15 protein-coding genes and 2 tRNA genes are annotated in these 16,416 nt (G+C 42.2%); all 17 read left to right on the top strand.

What is annotated here, in order from left to right:
• Positions 1 to 146: 146 nt before the first annotated feature.
• The 17 genes from DXA07_RS11620 to DXA07_RS11540 all read left to right on the top strand — a co-directional run bounded on the left by DXA07_RS11620 (position 147) and on the right by DXA07_RS11540 (position 16,283).
• Positions 147 to 1,055, top strand: a complete 909-nt coding sequence (locus DXA07_RS11620) for a hypothetical protein (protein ID WP_021943117.1) — start codon at positions 147 to 149, stop codon at positions 1,053 to 1,055.
• 41 nt (positions 1,056 to 1,096) lie between these two features.
• Positions 1,097 to 2,833 carry a pyruvate kinase gene (gene pyk / locus DXA07_RS11615; RefSeq protein ID WP_021943118.1) on the top strand — a complete coding sequence of 579 codons (1,737 nt, stop codon included), beginning with the start codon at positions 1,097 to 1,099 and terminating at the stop codon, positions 2,831 to 2,833.
• Between the two features lie 174 nt (positions 2,834 to 3,007).
• Positions 3,008 to 4,390, top strand: a complete 1,383-nt coding sequence (locus DXA07_RS11610) for a C40 family peptidase (RefSeq protein ID WP_021943119.1) — start codon at positions 3,008 to 3,010, stop codon at positions 4,388 to 4,390.
• 311 nt (positions 4,391 to 4,701) lie between these two features.
• Positions 4,702 to 5,229, top strand: coding sequence for a ribosome-associated translation inhibitor RaiA (raiA, locus tag DXA07_RS11605; protein ID WP_021943120.1), 528 nt, complete (start codon positions 4,702 to 4,704; stop codon positions 5,227 to 5,229).
• Between the two features lie 286 nt (positions 5,230 to 5,515).
• Positions 5,516 to 8,089 carry a preprotein translocase subunit SecA gene (gene secA / locus DXA07_RS11600; protein WP_021943121.1) on the top strand — a complete coding sequence of 858 codons (2,574 nt, stop codon included), beginning with the start codon at positions 5,516 to 5,518 and terminating at the stop codon, positions 8,087 to 8,089.
• Positions 8,090 to 8,134: 45 nt separating this feature from the next.
• Positions 8,135 to 9,248 (top strand): peptide chain release factor 2 gene (gene prfB, locus DXA07_RS11595; protein ID WP_117822541.1). Its coding sequence is split into 2 segments (ribosomal slippage): positions 8,135 to 8,209 and positions 8,211 to 9,248, totalling 1,113 coding nucleotides; the frame shifts between segments, so codons are not numbered across the junction.
• Between the two features lie 36 nt (positions 9,249 to 9,284).
• Complete coding sequence (locus DXA07_RS11590) at positions 9,285 to 10,499, top strand: homoserine dehydrogenase (protein ID WP_021943123.1); 1,215 nt, start codon at positions 9,285 to 9,287, stop codon at positions 10,497 to 10,499.
• 99 nt (positions 10,500 to 10,598) lie between these two features.
• Positions 10,599 to 11,078, top strand: coding sequence for a dCMP deaminase family protein (locus tag DXA07_RS11585; RefSeq protein WP_021943124.1), 480 nt, complete (start codon positions 10,599 to 10,601; stop codon positions 11,076 to 11,078).
• On the top strand, positions 11,075 to 11,506 hold the full coding sequence (tsaE, locus tag DXA07_RS11580) for a tRNA (adenosine(37)-N6)-threonylcarbamoyltransferase complex ATPase subunit type 1 TsaE (protein ID WP_021943125.1): 432 nt from the start codon (positions 11,075 to 11,077) through the stop codon (positions 11,504 to 11,506). The genes DXA07_RS11585 and tsaE overlap by 4 nt, the downstream gene beginning before the upstream one ends.
• A 4-nt stretch (positions 11,507 to 11,510) precedes the next feature.
• On the top strand, positions 11,511 to 12,221 hold the full coding sequence (tsaB, locus tag DXA07_RS11575; RefSeq protein ID WP_021943126.1) for a tRNA (adenosine(37)-N6)-threonylcarbamoyltransferase complex dimerization subunit type 1 TsaB: 711 nt from the start codon (positions 11,511 to 11,513) through the stop codon (positions 12,219 to 12,221).
• Positions 12,214 to 12,717, top strand: a complete 504-nt coding sequence (gene rimI, locus DXA07_RS11570; protein WP_021943127.1) for a ribosomal protein S18-alanine N-acetyltransferase — start codon at positions 12,214 to 12,216, stop codon at positions 12,715 to 12,717. The genes tsaB and rimI overlap by 8 nt, the downstream gene beginning before the upstream one ends.
• A 108-nt stretch (positions 12,718 to 12,825) precedes the next feature.
• Complete coding sequence (locus DXA07_RS11565) at positions 12,826 to 13,044, top strand: hypothetical protein (RefSeq protein ID WP_021943128.1); 219 nt, start codon at positions 12,826 to 12,828, stop codon at positions 13,042 to 13,044.
• Positions 13,045 to 13,138: 94 nt separating this feature from the next.
• Positions 13,139 to 14,047 carry a ribonuclease Z gene (locus DXA07_RS11560; protein ID WP_021943129.1) on the top strand — a complete coding sequence of 303 codons (909 nt, stop codon included), beginning with the start codon at positions 13,139 to 13,141 and terminating at the stop codon, positions 14,045 to 14,047.
• A 30-nt stretch (positions 14,048 to 14,077) separates the two neighbouring features.
• Complete coding sequence (gene tsaD, locus DXA07_RS11555; RefSeq protein WP_117808589.1) at positions 14,078 to 15,109, top strand: tRNA (adenosine(37)-N6)-threonylcarbamoyltransferase complex transferase subunit TsaD; 1,032 nt, start codon at positions 14,078 to 14,080, stop codon at positions 15,107 to 15,109.
• 127 nt (positions 15,110 to 15,236) lie between these two features.
• Entirely contained in the window at positions 15,237 to 15,938 is a 702-nt protein-coding gene (gene ispD / locus DXA07_RS11550) for a 2-C-methyl-D-erythritol 4-phosphate cytidylyltransferase (RefSeq protein ID WP_021943131.1), read from the top strand.
• A 123-nt stretch (positions 15,939 to 16,061) separates the two neighbouring features.
• Positions 16,062 to 16,147, top strand: a tRNA-Ser gene (locus tag DXA07_RS11545).
• Between the two features lie 47 nt (positions 16,148 to 16,194).
• Positions 16,195 to 16,283: transfer RNA gene (locus tag DXA07_RS11540), tRNA-Ser, on the top strand.
• Positions 16,284 to 16,416: the final 133 nt, after the last annotated feature.

Here is a 16,416-nt window from a genome sequence, read left to right as displayed (position 1 = left end):
GAAATTTAAGAACTATGAAAAAAACAGGTAAAAGATCAGATAAAATCTTTACCAGAAATTTGCACAAAAAAAGCATTTTTGTAGTGCCAAGTCAGTCGATGACGTGTTATAATCAACACGGTAATAAAAAATGAAAGGAACATCATATGGAGAAAAAAACAAGATTTTTTGGGGCATTAGGCGGTATGTTAAAAGGACTGGTCCGCCCGGCAGAATATATTAAGACAGGAAAAAGTGCAACATGGTTTTCCATCCATTTGTTGGTGATCCTTGTATGCGTGATTCTTCCGACGTTAGTATTTTATATGCCGGTCAGCAAGAGAATCGGATATAACCGCCTGGCAGATGCGATCGATGACAGAATTGCATATTTCAGTGTAAGTGAAGACGGATTTTATTGTAAGAAGCAGTATGAATTAAAACGTCCGGGAGAAGCATATATCAGAATCGATTCTACGGATTACGATACGGAATCAGATGAGATCGATGAACTTCTTGAGGTTGGACATTATAAGACAATGGTAGTGGTCAGCAATCAGGAGATTCTGCTGTACAGCGATGATTCACCGACCAGGATCAGTTGGAACAGTGTTTATTCGCACCTGCGTTCGATCGAGAAGCGGGATGTATATGATAAGGATACATTATTAAATCTGACAAGAAAATATGATACTCCGTTATTGATTGGGATTACACTTGTGCTGGCGGTATTGCTGATATTTGTCTACTATGTCGGAACCCTGATATGGGGATTTATCATAAATGCACTCAAGCATGTATTTGGTATCAGTGATGAGATCGGTTTTTCGGATATCGTAAAGGCGTCCACACTTATCAGAACTCCGTGGTTTATAGCGGCGATCCTGATCGCAGGATTTGTATTAAAGGGACAGTTTGTATTTATGTATATTCTGTGTGTGATCATAACATTTGTCTATCTGATCGCAGCAGTCAAATTATATGCAGATGAGATCCTACGGATACCGGAGAAACCGGAAACAAAAGCGGGAGAACAGGAAGATCATGTGCCGGATGAAGAGTATTATGGAGACTGATAATAGTTTCTTAGTATAAAAACAACAAATTAGGAGGTATTATGCGTAAAACTAAAATTATATGTACATTAGGGCCATCAACAGATGATGATGATATTTTGAGAAAGCTTATGATCGAGGGAATGAATGTTGCCCGATTCAACTTTTCACATGGAGATCATGCACAGCATAAACGCAACATGGAACGTATCATGAAGTTCAGAACAGAGCTGAACCTTCCGGTTGCAACACTGCTGGATACAAAGGGACCGGAGATCCGTGTAAAAGATTTCAAAAATGGAAAGATTGAACTGAAGCCGGGGCAGACATTTACATTTACAACCGATGAGGTTGAAGGTGATGAGAAGATGGTTTCAATCACATATAAGAATCTTGTAAATGATGTAAAACCGGGGAATACGATACTGATCGATGACGGTCTGATCGAGATGACGGTAGAGCAGGTATCCGAGAATAAGATCGTCTGTCGTGTAGTAAATGGCGGTCCGGTATCCAATCGCAAGGGCGTAAATGTACCACGCGTAAATCTGTCCATGCCATACATCAGTGAGCAGGATCGTGCAGATATCATATTTGGTATTGAGAATGACTTTGATTTTATTGCAGCGTCCTTTGTAAGAACGGCAGATGATGTATTGGAGATCCGTAAGATTTTAGATGAGCATGGCTGTGATAATATAAATATTATTTCCAAGATCGAGAATATGCAGGGTGTGGAAAATATCGACGAGATCATCCGTGTATCAGATGGTATCATGGTAGCACGTGGCGATATGGGTGTAGAGATTCCGTTAGAGGATGTTCCTGTAATCCAGAAAATGATCATCAAGAAGGTTTACAATGCAGACAAGCAGGTTGTAACAGCAACCCAGATGCTTGATTCCATGATCAAGAACCCAAGACCGACAAGAGCAGAGGCAACAGACGTTGCAAATGCAATCTATGATGGAACCAGCGCGATCATGCTTTCCGGTGAGACAGCCGCAGGCAAGTATCCGGTAGAAGCACTCCATACCATGATTAAGATCGCAGAACGTGCAGAAGAAGATATTGATTATACAAAACGTTTTTATGAGAGAGGAAATATCCAGAATCCGGATATCACCAGCGCAATCTCCCATGCAACCTGTACAACAGCAATCGATCTTGGCGCAGCAGCGATCGTAACCGTAACAAAATCAGGAAAAACAGCCCGCATGATTTCTAAATACAGACCGAAATGTCCGATCATCGGATGTTCACCGGTTGAAAAGGTATGTCGTCAGTTAAATCTGTCATGGGGCGTTCAGCCGCTTCTGATTGCAGAGGAGAATAATACGGATGATCTGTTTGAGCATTCTGTAGAAGCTGCGAAGAGAAATCATTACATCAAGGATGGAGAGATCGTTGTTATCACTGCCGGCGTTCCACTTGGTGTTGCCGGAACAACCAACCTGATCAAGGTACATGTTGTTGGACATATCCTTGTAAAAGGTACTTCTGTAAACGAGAAGTCGGTATGTGCTCCTTTATGTGTAGCAGAAACAGAAGAAGATCTTCAGAAAAATTACAATCCGGGAGATATTATTGTAATGAAAGAGACCAGCAATAATATCATGGAACAGTTAAAGACTGCATCTGCGATCGTGTGTGAAAAGGATGGGAAAAATTCACATGCTGCGATCGTAGGCCTCAGCCGTGATGTTCCGGTTATCATCGGAGCAAAGAATGCGACCCAGATATTAAAAACAGGTGCCATCGTTACAGTAAAAGCCAAAGATGGAGTAGTTGTTTCTTAAGTTTGTAACAAATGTAATAAATCTTAATTTTTAAAAAAACGCTGAAAAACAAGCAAAAACACGGGAATGCCATGTTGACAAGCATTTGAATTGTTGTTATAATGAACCAGAAATGTAACAATTTCGTAACAAATGTTTGATGACATGGCATTTCCATGTCAGGGAGGTAATAAGATGTCCAAAGGAACCAGAAAGATATCCGTTGCGGTAGTAACAGTCAGTCTGGCAGCTACAACGGCATTTGGCGTGATCAAAGCAAATAACATATATGATGATTCAACGATCGGACTCTCATCAGCGCTTGACAGATATGTAGAATCTGTTCAGCTTGAAACGGCTTCAGCCGGAGATGGAAGTACACCGACGGATGCTTCTTCTGAAACAGTTAAGACAGAAACAGCAAAGACTGAGACAAAGAAGACATCAAAAAAGAGTACCAAGAAAGAAGAAAAAACAACAGAAGCTGCGACAGAGGAAACGGGAGCGGCAGAGGAAACCTGTAAGTATCCACAGTTTGAAGGAAAGTGTCTTACAACTGTAACGGATGAGGTTAATATCCGTGCTACAGCAAGTGTAGACGGTGAACTGGTCGGAACACTTGGAGCAAATGGTATTGCCCTTGTAAAGGAAAAAGGTGATACGTGGACAAAGGTTGCATCCGGTAGCTGTGAAGGATACATAAAGAACGATTTCCTTGTATATGGTGACGATGCAGGTGCTTATGCAGAAGAACATTGCAGCAAGTTGGCAACTGTTACAACAGAAACCTTGAATGTACGTGCCGAGGCAGATGCAGACAGTGAATGTCTTACAATGATCCCTGGTGGAGAATCATATTCAGTAATCGGTCAGGCAGATGGCTGGACAGAAGTAAAGGTTGATGATGAGACTGCCGGTTATGTAAGTTCGGATTATGTTGAAATTTCATATAATACAGTAAAGGCTATCTCGGTAGAAGAGGCTGAAGCTGCAAGAGCAGCAGAAGAGGAAGAATTGAGAAGACAACAGGAAGAACAGCAGAAGCAGCAGGAGGAAGAGCAGCAGGCAACAGAAGCCCCTACGGAAGCTTCGACTGAGACTCCTACAGAAGCACCAACTGAGACACCAACAGAAGCCCCTACGGAAGCACCAACTGAGGCTCCTACGGAAGCTCCTACAGAAGCACCTTCTGAGGATCCGGTGCCATCCAGCGGTTCAACTGGTGTAGACCTTGCAAATTATGCATTACAGTTTGTTGGCAATCCTTATGTATATGGCGGTACAAGCCTTACAAATGGTGCTGACTGTTCAGGATTTACATTATCCGTATATGCACACTTTGGAATTTCACTTCCACATTCCGCAACTGCTCAGTCTTATTACGGAACAGAAGTAAGTCTTTCAGAGCTGGAACCGGGTGATCTGTTATTCTACGGAACAGACGGAGATATCGGACATGTTGGAATCTATACAGGTGGCGGCATGATCGTACATGCAAGTACAGAAGCAACAGGAATCAAGACATCTGTATATAATTACAGAACTCCGATCAAGGCAGTCAGACTGCTTGGACAATAAAGGATAAACAGAATAGAAGAAAAGCCGGTACATGGTGAGTGAACAGGTTCTTGTTTCTCCCGGTATGTATCGGCTTTCTTTTTTTGCATTCGATGAATACAAGACTGTAAATTAAGGAAATATGGGAGATAGAAAAAAGATACATATGCATTTGTGTAGTTTTCATAAATTATATAAATTAATTGTTAATTTGACTAAAAAATGAAAAGTAAACGGTTCCCTTTTGTTTAAAATGACTTGAAAAAATGGTGGTTTATGTTATAATAAGACTATCAATTCGGGGACACCCGAAAAAGAAGGAGTTGGGCAACATGAATTACATAATTAGTGGAAAAAACATCGATGTTACTGAAGGTTTAAAGAATGCAGTATATGACAAGCTGTCCAAGCTTGAGAAATATTTCGCAGAAGATGCTGTTGCACAGGTTACATTTAGTGTAGAGAAAGACAGACAGAAGATAGAAGTTACGATCCCTATGAAAGGACATATCATTCGTGCAGAACAGGTAAGTGATGATATGTATGTATCGATCGATCTTGTGCTAGAAGTAATCGAGAGACAGGTGAACAAGCATAAGAAGAAATTGATCGACAAGGAGCAGAATGCAGCATATCTCCAGAATTCATTTGTAGAAGAAGAAACAGATGAAGATGACGAGATTAAGATCGTTAGAAGCAAGAGATTTGCAGTAAAGCCTATGTATCCGGACGATGCATGCATCCAGATGGATCTGCTTGGACATAACTTCTATGTATTTAGAAATGCAGAGACAGAAGAAGTAAATGTTGTCTACAAGAGAAAGGGTAATACATACGGATTGATCGAACCAGAATTTTAATCTCGTACCTGCTGAGCAGGGACAGATATTTTCAGAAGCTATAGTCTGAAGAATGTCTGCCTGAGATTTTCGGATAAAAAGAAGGGTCGCCAGACAATTAACGCTGGCGGCTCTTTTTTGTGGTCAGATTTAAAGAATGAATGTTGATTATTCATCATTATTTCATAAATGCTTTACCAAAGCTTTTCAGATTCATTCTTGATATAAATTTCATATGATGGTATTATGTACCCTGAGTAATAAGATTTGGATATGAAACCAAGAAAACAGTTAGGAGAATAATAGAATGGGATTATTTGAAAAAGTATTTGGCACACATAGTGAGAAAGAACTGAAGAAGATCGCTCCTATTGTGGACAAGATAGAAGCACTTGATTCTGACATGCAGGCATTGTCCGATGAGGAATTAAGAGCAAAGACAGCAGAATTCAAAGAGAGACTTGCAAATGGGGAAACGCTTGATGATCTGCTGGTAGAAGCATTTGCAGTTGTAAGAGAGGCTGCATACAGAGTGCTTGGCATCAAGCATTATAGAGTACAGTTGATCGGTGGCGTTGTATTACATCAGGGACGTATCGCCGAGATGAGAACCGGTGAAGGTAAGACCCTTGTGTCTACACTTCCTGTATACTTAAACGCACTGGAAGGCAAAGGTGTTCAGGTCGTAACAGTCAACGATTATCTGGCAAAGCGTGATGCTGAATGGATGGGTAAGGTTCATGAGTTCCTTGGACTTACAGTTGGTATTATTTTGAATTCATCTACAAATGATGAAAGACGTGACGCATATGCATGTGACATTACTTATGTAACAAATAACGAACTCGGTTTCGATTACTTAAGAGATAACATGGTTATCTATAAAGAAAAGCTTGTGTTAAGAGGACTTCATTATTGTGTAATCGACGAGGTCGACTCTGTATTGATCGATGAGGCGAGAACACCTCTGATCATTTCAGGACAGAGCGGCAAATCGACAGAGCTTTATAAGATGTGCGATTACCTTGCAAGACGTATGAAGCGTGGTGAAGGTGATGGCGAGATCTCCAAGATGGATATGCTGATGAATACAGCAATTGAGGAAGACGGAGATTTTCTTGTAAATGAAAAAGACAAATACGTTATGCTGACAGCAAACGGTGTGAAGGAAGTAGAGCAGTTCTTCCATATCGAGAACCTGTCCGATCCTGAGAATATCGAGATCCAGCATAACATAATTCTTGCACTTCGTGCACATAACCTGATGTTCCGTGACCGTGATTATGTTGTAAAGGATGACGAGGTTCTGATCGTTGATGAATTTACAGGACGTATCATGCCGGGCCGTCGTTTCTCAGACGGACTGCATCAGGCGATCGAAGCAAAGGAAAATGTAAAGGTTAAGAGAGAGTCCAAGACACTTGCTACGATCACATTCCAGAACTTCTTTAATATGTTTGAGAAGAAAGCAGGTATGACAGGTACAGCAAGTACAGAGGAAGAAGAATTCAGAGAGATCTATGGTATGGATGTTGTAGAGATCCCAACCAACCTTCCGGTACAGAGAATTGACCACCCGGATTCTATCTTCAAGACAAAGAAAGAGAAATTAAACGCTATTGTTGAGCAGATCAATGAGAGTTACAGAAAAGGACAGCCTGTTCTGGTTGGTACGATCAATATTGATGCATCTGAGGAACTCAGCCACATGCTCAGCAAGAAAAAAATTCCACATAAGGTATTAAATGCAAAGTTCCATGAGCTTGAGGCAGAGATCGTTGCAGAAGCAGGTCAGAAGAATGCAGTTACGATCGCAACGAACATGGCTGGTCGTGGTACGGATATTAAGCTTGGCGAGGGCGTTGCTGAACTTGGCGGACTTCGTATCATTGGTACAGAACGTCATGAGTCCAGACGAATCGATAATCAGCTTCGTGGACGTTCCGGTCGTCAGGGAGATCCGGGTGAATCCAAGTTCTACCTGTCTCTAGAAGATGATCTGATGAGATTGTTTGGTTCTGAGAGAGTTATGAGCCTTTATGATACATTGAAGATCCCAGAGGGCGAAGAGATCCAGCATAAGACAATCTCGAACTTCGTAGAGAAGGCCCAGAAGAAGATCGAAAGCAACAACTTCGCGATCAGAAAGAATCTGTTAGAGTATGACCGTGTAAATAATGAACAGAGAGAGATCATGTATAAGGAGCGCCGGAGAGTCTTAGACGGTGAAGATATGCATGAAGTTATCCTGAAGATGCTCAAGGATGATATCAATGCATGTGTAGATACTGTATGCTCATCAGAAGTTGCACCGGAAGAGTGGAATATTGTAGAGCTTGACAATATGATCCGTGAGATCATTCCATTTACAGAACCAATCGCACTTACTGAGCATGAGATCAAAAAGGGTGACACAGAAGAACTCAAAGAGAGACTGTATAATGAGGCTGTGGAACTCTACCATGAGAAAGAAAAAGAATTCCCAAGTCCGGAAGATATGCGTGAGATCGAGCGTATTATCCTTCTGAAGGTAATTGATAGAAAATGGACTGACCATATCGACGATATGGAACAGTTAAAGCAGGGTATCGGGCTTCAGTCACTGGGCCAGAGAGATCCTGTTGTAGAATACAAGTTTGCCGGTTATGACATGTTCAATGAGATGACAAGAGCAATTCAGGAGGATACAGTAAAACTGCTTCTCCGTGTTAAGGTTGAACAGAAGGTTGAACGAGAGGAAGTAAATAAGGTTACAGGAACAAACAAGGATGATACTGTATCCAGAGGACCTGTAAAGAAAGCAAAAAAAATCGGAAGAAATGATTTGTGTCCATGCGGCAGCGGTAAGAAATATAAGAACTGCTGCGGACGGAACGAATAGAAATAATGTGTTGCAGCTGCAACCGATAAAGTAGGTGAGAAATTAATGATAGAGACAGACCAGTTTAAGTTCACATTGAATCAGTACAGACAACCATTAATGGAAGTAAGGGATTCACTTTGACATCGCTGGCAGAAAAGACAGCATAGGAAAATTACAATATGAGATGGAACAGCCGGGCTTCTGGGATGATGTAGCAAAGTCAACCAGCGTTTCCAGACAGTTAAAGGAGCTGCAGGATTCGCTGGAGGAATATCAGAAGCTGGAACAGGATTTTTCAGATATTGAAACCCTGATTCAGATGGCGGAAGAAGAGGGCGATTCCTCTATGATAGAGGAAATCGGTGAGATGCTGACAGCATTTCAGAAGGAATTCGAAAATTACAGGATCAGTCTTCTACTGTCGGATGAGTTTGATGGTTACGATGCCGTTATGACGCTTCATGCAGGAGCCGGCGGGACAGAGTCCTGTGACTGGACATCGATGTTATACAGAATGTATACCAGATGGGCGGAAAAGCACGGTTTTAAGGTGGAAGTGCTTGACTATCTGGAGGGTGATGAGGCTGGCATTAAGTCGGTTACGATACAGATCAGTGGACAGAATGCTTATGGATATCTGAAATCAGAAAAAGGAGTACATCGTCTGGTTCGTATTTCACCGTTCAATGCAGCAGGCAAGCGACAGACTTCATTTGCTTCCTGCGATGTGATACCGGAGATAGAGGAAGACCTGGAAGTGGATATCAATGAAGATGATCTCCGGATCGATACTTACAGATCGAGCGGAGCCGGTGGACAGCACATCAATAAGACATCATCGGCGGTTCGTATCACGCACATTCCGACCGGTATCGTAGTACAATGCCAGAATGAGCGTTCACAGCATATGAATAAGGATAAGGCTATGCAGATGCTGAAGTCTAAGCTGTATCTGATCAAGAAACAGGAGAATTTGGATAAGATTTCGGATATTCGGGGTGAGATACTGGAGAATGGATTTGGAAGCCAGATCCGGTCTTATGTTATGCAGCCGTATACGATGGTGAAGGATCACCGGACAGGTGAAGAAAGCGGAAATGTTGCCGCAGTTTTAGATGGAGAACTCGACGGATTTATGAATGCATATTTAAAATGGTGCAGCCGGAGTGAGTCGTAATATACAAAAAAGAATGCAAAAAGGAGAGACACCCACATGGTAAATATAGCAGTATTAGGTTATGGTACAGTTGGTTCAGGCGTGGTTGAAGTAATCAATACAAATCACGAGATCATTAATAAGAGAGCGGGAGAAGAGATTAACATCAAGTATGTTCTTGATCTGAGAGATTTCCCGGGAGATCCTGTACAGCAGATACTGACACATGACTTCAATGACATCTTAAACGATGATGAAGTAAAGGTTGTTGTTGAAGTAATGGGAGGAATCAATCCTGCCTATACATTTGTAAAACAGTGCCTTGCAGCAGGCAAGAGTGTAGCAACATCCAATAAGGAACTGGTAGCTTCTCACGGACCGGAATTACTTGCGATCGCAAAAGAGAACAATGTGAATTTCTTATTTGAGGCATCTGTTGGCGGTGGTATTCCGATCATCCGTCCATTAAATACCTCTATCACAGCAGATGAAGTAACAGAGATCACAGGTATCTTAAACGGAACAACAAATTATATCCTGACCAAGATGGATCAGGAAGGTGCATCTTATGATGAAGTGCTGAAGCAGGCACAGGATCTGGGATATGCAGAAAGAAATCCGGAAGCAGACGTAGAAGGTGGAGATGCGTGTAGAAAGATCGCTATCCTGACTTCTATCGTATATGGAAAGCATCTGGATTACACTAAGATCCATACAGAAGGAATCACAAAGATCTCAACAGAAGATTTCAAATATGCAGATGCACTTGGTGTATCGATCAAATTAGTAGGTACGACTAAAAAGGAAGGAGATACCTTATACTCCTTCGTTGCACCTATGATGCTGGACGAGAACCATCCATTATCCGGTATCCATGATGTATTCAATGGCATATTTGTACATGGAAATGTTGTAGATGATATCATGTTCTATGGAAGAGGAGCCGGAAAGCTTCCAACAGCATCCGCCGTTGTATCCGATGTTGTAGACGAAGTAAAACATATGGGTAAGAATATTATGGCAAGTTGGGATGCAGAAGCACTTCCGATCGGTGATTTCAGAGATGCGGTTAATCGTTTCTTCATACGGGTAAGTGCAGATGCGATCACAAAAGATGAGATCCAGAAGCTGTTTGGTGATGTGACATATGTAACAGCAGAAGGTGTGGACGGAGAGCTTGCATTTATCACTTCGTCCATGACTGAGGGCAGTTTTGCTGATATTACAGCTAAAATTGATAAAATTTTCAGCATAATCAGAGTAGCATTTTAGAGAAAAAAGTTGTATAACCATAAGATGGCCGATGTAAAAACGGGTTATCACTATATGGAAATAACCGGATGATCAGATGAAAAGAAAAGGAGGACACCGATGAAAAGAGCCGACTACATTAGCTGGGATCAGTATTTTATGGGTATTGCACTGTTGTCAGCAGAGAGAAGCAAAGATCCTTCCACTCAGGTTGGTGCATGTATTGTAGACGATAATAATCGTATTCTGTCGGAAGGGTATAATGGTATGCCTGCCGGATGTGAAGACGATATCATGCCATGGGGAAAAATCGGTGATCCTTTGAACAATAAATATTTCTTTGTGTGTCATGCAGAATTGAATGCCATCCTGAATTACAGAGGCGGTAGCTTAAAGGACGCAAGACTTTATTCGACCTTATTCCCTTGCAATGAATGTGCGAAAGCAATCATTCAGTGTGGGATAAAAGAGGTGATCTATCTGTCGGATAAATATGCCAGTACCGACAGCACGATGGCATCCAAGAGAATGTTTGATATGGCAGGAGTTACTTATCGGCCATATGAAGTAAAAGGAAAGAAGATAACGATAGATTTATGATGATTGTAAAAGAAAGCAACAGCAGAGAAGACACATACAGGATCGGACGGGAGCTTGGCGAACAGGCGGTTCCGGGACAGGTTTTCTGTTTCTTTGGAGATCTGGGCGTAGGAAAGACGATATTTTCACAGGGATTTGCCAAAGGTCTTGGAGTCGATGATATTGTGAACAGCCCTACATTTACGATCGTGAAAGAATATGATAACGGACGGCTTCCGTTATATCATTTTGATGTCTATCGGATCGGAGATGTGGATGAGATGGAAGAAATCGGCTACAATGAGATGGTATACGGTGATGGAGTATGCCTGATCGAATGGGCAAATCTGATCGAAGAGATCCTTCCGGATCATTATCAGAAGATAACGATTGAAAAAGACCTTGAAAAAGGGACAGATTATAGAAAGATAACGATAGAAGAGGTTTAAAGATATGAAGATCCTCGCTCTGGACAGCTCAGGGCTGGTTGCATCCGTTGCCTTATTAGAGAATGACAATCTGGTTGCAGAATTTACAGTAAATAACAAAAAGACACATTCACAGACCTTGCTTCCGATGCTGGACGAGGTTGTAAACGCAGCAGGTATTGAGCTTGATGCAGTAGATGCGATCGCGATCGCAGCAGGTCCGGGGTCATTTACCGGACTGCGTATCGGAGCAGCAACGGTAAAAGGACTGTCGCTTGCACTTGATAAGCCGGTTGTGCCTGTTCCGACACTGGAAGGACTTGCATACAATTTCTGGGGAAGTGACAGGCTGATCTGTCCGATCATGGATGCCAGAAGAAATCAGGTCTATACTGGATTGTACAGATTTGACGAAGCAGGTAATCTGGTTACAGAGATGGATCAGATACCGATGGATGTAAATGAGTTGATCGATCTGCTTCTTGAAAAAGATGAAGAAGTGCAGTTTACAGGTGATGGCATACAGGTGTATGGATCTCAGATCCTGTCAAAGATGAAGCATGCACGTCTGGCACCGGCACATCTGAACAAACAGAAGGCTGGATCAGTCGCATATGCCGGCGCTTACCGGTATGCGCATGAACAATATATAAATGGAGATGATTTTGCTCCTGAATATCTGAGAATGTCTCAGGCAGAAAGAGAAAGAAAAGAGAAAGGTGAAAGAAATGAGTAATAGCGTCAGTGATGGCGGGGCGGCGGGGCCCTATTTAGACAACATTGAGATAAGAGAAGGCGATGAGGAACAGTTGCTTGATATTGTTTCTCTGGGAGAAAAAGTATTTATGAGTTCCTGGAATGAGCAGATGGTTGCGACATCCATGTATGGAACGTATGATACCGTGCTTACAGCAGTTGACACAACGAAGGATGACAAGGTGGTTGGTTATTGTATCTTTACTGCACCGTGTGAGGATTGTGAACTGCTTCGGATTGCTGTTGATAAAGATTACAGGAAATGTGGAATCGGACACAGACTGATGAAAGAAATGATCCGCATGTGTGTAGAAGACAATGGAGAAAAGATCTTCTTGGAGGTTCGTGAGTCTAATGACGCAGCAATATCAATGTATGAATCACTAGGCTTCGATGAGATTTCCAGAAGGAAAGATTATTATAAAAAACCAACAGAAGATGCTGTTATCATGGAACTGAAGTGTTCACATTCATAATACATAGATGACAGGAATTCCCACTACAAAAGATGCATTTTTTCTATTATAATCGACAATAGAAAAGATACAGAGATCGCCGGGAAACCGGAAGATCAGGAGGAAATTATGATGGATGTAATACGTTGCAATATGTGTGGGAAAGAATTGTCAGTCAGAAATGACATTTTGATGGAAGATGCAATTATAATTTCAAAAAAGTGGGGATACTTCTCAAAGAAAGATGGAGAAACCCACAGGATCTGTATATGCGAAGATTGTTATGACCGGCTGGCAGACAGCTTTGCAGTACCGGTACAGAGAGACGAAACGGCAGAATATATGTAGAACCAGAGAGTCATTTGAATATAAAATGACTCTTTTTTCCTTACAGGAGAAATGGTTTACAGACAGAGTGGAAACAGAAGTTGGAGGATAGAATATGTTAGATGTATGTTTGCTTGGTACAGGCGGAATGATGCCACTTCCGTACAGAGCGTTGACATCCATGATGATACGATACAATGGCAGCTCTATATTAGTTGATTGTGGTGAAGGAACGCAGGTAGCAGTCAAACAGCAGGGATGGAGCTTCAAACCGATCGATGTGATCCTGTTCACACATTTTCATGCAGATCATATCAGCGGATTGCCTGGGCTACTCCTGACAATCGGAAATGCAGAACGAAAGGATCCGGTTCTGATGGTTGGACCAAAACGGTTGGAACGGGTAGTGAACTCTCTGCGCGTGATCGCACCGGAGCTTCCATTTGAGATACAGTTTAAAGAACTGACAGAGGAAGAAGAAGAATTTGAAGTGTGTGGCTTACGTGCAAATGCGTACCGGGTAAATCATAATGTTACCTGTTATGGATATTCATTTGAGCTTGACCGTGCTGGTAAATTCGATGTGGAACGTGCACGTGCACAGGAGGTTCCGATGCAGATCTGGAATACATTGCAGAAGGGCATGACGATAGAACTGGACGGCAGGCTCTATACACCGGATATGGTTATGGGACCGGATCGGAAAGGGCTTAAGGTCACATATTGTACAGATACTCGTCCGACACCACTTATTACAAAACATGCGGCAGGCTCAGACTTGTTTATCTGCGAAGGAATGTATGGTGAACCGGACAAATACGAAAAGGCAGTTTCCCATAAGCATATGACAATGTATGAGGCGGCGGAGATTGCGAAAGAGGCAGAAGTAAAACAGATGTGGCTGACACATTATAGTCCGTCCCTGATCAAGCCGATGCAGTACATGGATGAAGTAAGAAAAATATTCCCGGCTGCGGTTGCAGGAAAAGACCGGATGGAGACAACGTTAAAATTTGCAGACTGATACAGACGGTAAAACAGGAAAAAGAGGAAGATGAAAATGGAGAAAAAAGATATAAAGATTCTGGCAATTGAATCATCTTGTGATGAGACTTCAGCGGCTGTCGTCGTAAACGGTAGGGAAGTATTATCAAATATCATATATTCACAGATTGACATTCACACACTGTATGGCGGCGTTGTTCCTGAGATAGCGTCAAGAAAACACATCGAGAAAGTGAATCAGGTAATAAGGGCTGCACTGAAAGAAGCAGACTGTACTCTGGATGATATAGATGCGATCGCAGTTACATATGGGCCGGGCTTAGTAGGAGCTTTGCTGGTTGGAGTAGGAGCAGCAAAGGCGATCAGCTATGCAAAGAATATCCCATTGGTAGGCGTTCATCATATAGAGGGACATATTGCCGCTAATTTTATAGAAGATAAGACATTGGAACCGCCATTTATGTGTCTGGTTGTATCCGGCGGGCATACCCATCTGGTAAAGGTGACAGACTACGGGCAGTTTGAGATCCTTGGTGTGACCAGAGATGATGCGGCAGGTGAAGCATTTGACAAAGTAGCAAGAGCTATCGGACTTGGATACCCGGGTGGACCGAAGGTAGATAAGCTTGCAAAAGAGGGAAATCCGGATGCAATTGAATTCCCTAGAGCAAAGATTTCCGATTCTGCATATGATTTTAGCTTCAGTGGTCTGAAGTCTGCAGTTTTAAATTATATCAATCAGAAGGAAATGAAGAATGAGGAGATCAACCGCGCAGATGTAGCGGCATCCTTCCAGAAAGCGGTAACGGATGTACTGACAGAACATACCATCTATGCAGCCAGGAAATATGGCATGGATAAAGTTGCGCTGGCAGGCGGTGTTGCATCCAACTCAGCACTTCGTGCATCGATGAAAGCGGCCTGCGAAAAAGCAGGAATTCAGTTATATTATCCGGCACCGATCCTTTGCACCGATAATGCAGCCATGATCGGAGCGGCTGGTTATTATGAATTCATAAAAGGTACCAGACACGGGCTGGATCTGAATGCAGTTCCAAATCTGAAATTAGGCGAGCGGTAGAAGGATACAGTAAGAAGTGAATGCAGATTGCTCTGCTGCTTTGTGAGTGTTTGTAAATATATGGTGAAAGAATACAATATGAAACAAATATTAGAGGCAAAAAAGATAAAAGGATAGAAGAGAAAACATGAAGACAACGGCGATCATACTTGCGGCAGGAAAAGGCAGCCGAATGCACAGTAAAATTGAAAAACAGTTCATGGAGCTTGGAGGCTATCCTGTAATTTATTATGCATTAAAAGCTTTTGAAGAAAGTCCTGTGGATTCCATCATTCTTGTAACAGGAAAAAACAGTGTGGAATATTGCAGGCATGAGATCATAGAGAAATATCATTTTACAAAGGTTGTATCTGTAGTAGAGGGCGGTGAAAATCGGTATGATTCTGTATATAATGGTTTGTGTGCATGTCCGGAGACCGATTATGTCATGATCCATGACGGCGCAAGACCATTTGTGACACAGGATATGGTCGTTAGATCGATCCAGACACTGGCAGATTACAAAGCGTGTACGGTGGGGATGCCTGTAAAGGATACGATAAAGATCGTAAATGAAAATCGGATTGGAATGGCGACTCCTGCAAGAGAGTACCTGTGGCAGATCCAGACCCCACAGAGCTTTGATTATAAATGTCTGATGAAGTGTTATCAGAAGATGATGAAGAAACGGGCAGATGGGGCAGCAATAGCAGTGACGGATGATACGATGGTGGTCGAAGAATACGGTAAGATACAGGTGAAAGTGATTGAGGGCAGCTATACAAATATAAAGATTACGACACCGGAAGATATGCGTATTGGACAGGAATTTCTGCAAAAACAGGGGTAAAGAAGTACTTGAAAATACCAGTCACAAAAAAATGAAATAATTTGAAAAAATGTGTTGACATAGAAAAACAGAAGTGCTAATATATACAAGTCGCCGGTCAAAAGGAGACTTAAACAACTGGATGGAGAGATATCGAAGTGGTCATAACGAGGCGGTCTTGAAAACCGTTTGTCCGAAAGGGCGCGAGGGTTCGAATCCCTCTCTCTCCGCTGACTTTTCAATAAACAAAGATGGAAAGTTCAAGCGCTTGATACTAGGAGAAGTACCCAAGCGGTTGAAGGGGCTCCCCTGGAAAGGGAGTAGGCCGTTAATAGCGGCGCGAGGGTTCAAATCCCTCCTTCTCCGTTAAGTTTTACTGGTACAGGCGAAAACAAAGAACCTTGAAAAATTAACAACATGACAACCCTGAAATTCCAAATAAAGAATTTCAAAAAGAACGTAACAGACGCAAGTCTGATACAAACCAAGAACAGTAAAG

The sequence above is a fragment of the Clostridium sp. AM54-37XD genome, from assembly GCF_003478225.1.
Taxonomy (GTDB): domain Bacteria; phylum Bacillota; class Clostridia; order Lachnospirales; family Lachnospiraceae; genus Coprococcus; species Coprococcus ammoniilyticus.
This window is presented reverse-complemented; position numbering and strand designations above follow the sequence as displayed.

What these genes read in the sequence shown, in the direction of transcription:
- DXA07_RS11620 (WP_021943117.1), top strand. Translation starts at nt 147, where the DNA reads ATGGAGAAAAAAACAAGATTTTTTGGGGCATTAGGCGGTATGTTAAAA.
- pyk (WP_021943118.1), top strand. Translation starts at nt 1,097, where the DNA reads ATGCGTAAAACTAAAATTATATGTACATTAGGGCCATCAACAGATGAT.
- DXA07_RS11610 (WP_021943119.1), top strand. Translation starts at nt 3,008, where the DNA reads ATGTCCAAAGGAACCAGAAAGATATCCGTTGCGGTAGTAACAGTCAGT.
- raiA (WP_021943120.1), top strand. Translation starts at nt 4,702, where the DNA reads ATGAATTACATAATTAGTGGAAAAAACATCGATGTTACTGAAGGTTTA.
- secA (WP_021943121.1), top strand. Translation starts at nt 5,516, where the DNA reads ATGGGATTATTTGAAAAAGTATTTGGCACACATAGTGAGAAAGAACTG.
- DXA07_RS11590 (WP_021943123.1), top strand. Translation starts at nt 9,285, where the DNA reads ATGGTAAATATAGCAGTATTAGGTTATGGTACAGTTGGTTCAGGCGTG.
- DXA07_RS11585 (WP_021943124.1), top strand. Translation starts at nt 10,599, where the DNA reads ATGAAAAGAGCCGACTACATTAGCTGGGATCAGTATTTTATGGGTATT.
- tsaE (WP_021943125.1), top strand. Translation starts at nt 11,075, where the DNA reads ATGATGATTGTAAAAGAAAGCAACAGCAGAGAAGACACATACAGGATC.
- tsaB (WP_021943126.1), top strand. Translation starts at nt 11,511, where the DNA reads ATGAAGATCCTCGCTCTGGACAGCTCAGGGCTGGTTGCATCCGTTGCC.
- rimI (WP_021943127.1), top strand. Translation starts at nt 12,214, where the DNA reads ATGAGTAATAGCGTCAGTGATGGCGGGGCGGCGGGGCCCTATTTAGAC.
- DXA07_RS11565 (WP_021943128.1), top strand. Translation starts at nt 12,826, where the DNA reads ATGATGGATGTAATACGTTGCAATATGTGTGGGAAAGAATTGTCAGTC.
- DXA07_RS11560 (WP_021943129.1), top strand. Translation starts at nt 13,139, where the DNA reads ATGTTAGATGTATGTTTGCTTGGTACAGGCGGAATGATGCCACTTCCG.
- tsaD (WP_117808589.1), top strand. Translation starts at nt 14,078, where the DNA reads ATGAAAATGGAGAAAAAAGATATAAAGATTCTGGCAATTGAATCATCT.
- ispD (WP_021943131.1), top strand. Translation starts at nt 15,237, where the DNA reads ATGAAGACAACGGCGATCATACTTGCGGCAGGAAAAGGCAGCCGAATG.